Consider the following 1,780-nt stretch of genomic DNA (forward strand, 5'->3'; position numbering starts at 1 on the left):
CAGTTGGTGATTTTGAACTTTTGCTTTGCCACGGAACGGTCTGCGCTGTCGGGAAGATGCGTGATCTGATCCTTCAACTCAGCAAAAGTTCGATTTATTCAACAAAGCCCCCAGAAAGCTTTACGTCGATTTAACATCGCCACTTGACTCAGACGATGAGCCCATGATGAGGTACAACTTCAGGTTCCTCACCGACAAGCAATACACTGATTCACTTACCGATAATAAACATCATTGGTTCTGCCTGCACGAAATATTCAAATACGAGCAAATTGATTCTCCGGATGATATCTTATTTAAAGTTGTCGTGCCAGAACTCGAAAAAAAAGGACTCATTTCCAGTGAATTCTCCAGAAAAACCCTGCTTAAACTTTATACCAAGATAAGAACTGAGAATCTTATCCACTACTTCAATGAGAGCAGCCAGGACATTGATCATGTGTTGGATGTTTTCATCCGCACGAATAGCGGGGGGACAAAACTTGAGTTCTCCGACTTACTGATGTCAATAGCTGTAGCACACTGGCAGGGTGATTTCAGAAGAGAACTGGATGAACTAACAAAAAACATTTATCAGAATAATGAAATGGGGTTTTATATTGAAAGAGACTGGTTCTTAAAAACCAGCCTGATGCTTATTGACTCTGACGTCCGGTTCAAAGTAAAAAATTTCACCTCAGAAGAGGTCGGTAAGATACAACAACAATGGTCTGAAATAAAATCCTGTATCAAGGAGACTTTTGTTCTTATCAGGCGATTCGGCATCAATCCACAGTCACTGATATCTAAAAATGCAGTCATTCCTGTGGTCTACTGGCTTTACAAAAAGCAAACCAGTGGACACCCATTATATACAACGATTAATCTCCTGAATAAAAACCACAATGAACGCTCAGTAATTAGTCAGTGGTTTTACATGGTACTTCTGAAAGGGATCTTTGGAAGCCAGGCAGATGCGCTACTCACGAGCATCAGAGACGTAATGAAGAATAGTCTTTCAGATGTTCATTTTCCTCTTGAGAAGATTATTGACAGGTACAAAGGCTCGAATAAGGACCTCAGATTTGACGACGAATACATCGAAAGCCTTCTCAATATCAGATATGGCGAAGGTCGCTGCCGCGCACTATTGCATCTTCTGTTCCCTGAAATGAATCCGACTGAGGTGTTTCATATTGATCACCTTCATCCAAGAAATCATTTTTCAAATAAATATCTTGAGAAATTAGATTATATTGCGAATTCACCGGAGAAACTCAGCTTTTACGAAAATCCGGAACACTGGGACACCATACCTAATCTTCATTTACTGAATCACTCTCAGAATATAAGTAAACAGGATACATCCCTGAAACAATGGCTATCTCACTCATCTAACAACTATACTCCATCAATGCTGTTAGTTTCAGATGAAAATATTGAGTTCAGTCGCTTCCAGGAATTCTACAATGAGCGAAGAAACGCCCTAAAGCAAAGACTACTGAATCGGGTATTTCTTACAACAAAAATAGATTCATCACCATCCACAATAGATACGGATGAAGAAATTCTCACCGACTGAACGTTCAGCCCCGATAGTATCGGGGCTTCAGTATTTATCGTCAGCGCAACGTTGGTAATGACTCCAACTTACTGATAGTGTTTTATGTTCAGATACTGCCCGATGACTTTGTCATGCAGCTCCACCGATTTTGAGAACGACAGTGACTTCCGTCCCAGCCTTGCCAGATGTTGTCTCAGATTCAGGTTATGTCGCTCAATGCGCTGAGTGTAACGCTTG

At 40.9% G+C, this 1,780-nt stretch carries 2 protein-coding genes and 1 pseudogene; 1 reads left to right on the plus strand and 2 read right to left on the minus strand.

The genetic code is table 11. The annotated features are described in order from the left end of the window. Nucleotides 1-77, minus strand: a 77-nt coding sequence (locus ACLH1I_RS26495) for a hypothetical protein (protein ID WP_411302888.1), incomplete at its 3' end; no start/stop codon positions are given. Nucleotides 78-109: 32 nt separating this feature from the next. On the opposite strand from ACLH1I_RS26495, the pseudogene ACLH1I_RS26500 reads away from it, so the two are divergent. After that, nucleotides 110-1,561, plus strand: a pseudogene (locus tag ACLH1I_RS26500) (DUF262 domain-containing protein); the annotation flags it as partial. Nucleotides 1,562-1,629: 68 nt separating this feature from the next. On the opposite strand, the gene ACLH1I_RS26505 reads toward ACLH1I_RS26500, so the two are convergent. Next, nucleotides 1,630-1,780: IS1 family transposase (locus tag ACLH1I_RS26505; protein ID WP_219993726.1), on the minus strand; the 151-nt coding region annotated here is incomplete at its 5' end.

Source organism: Klebsiella sp. 1SOBk10mer, from assembly GCF_046602535.1.
GTDB classification, from domain to species: Bacteria; Pseudomonadota; Gammaproteobacteria; order Enterobacterales; family Enterobacteriaceae; genus Klebsiella; species Klebsiella quasipneumoniae.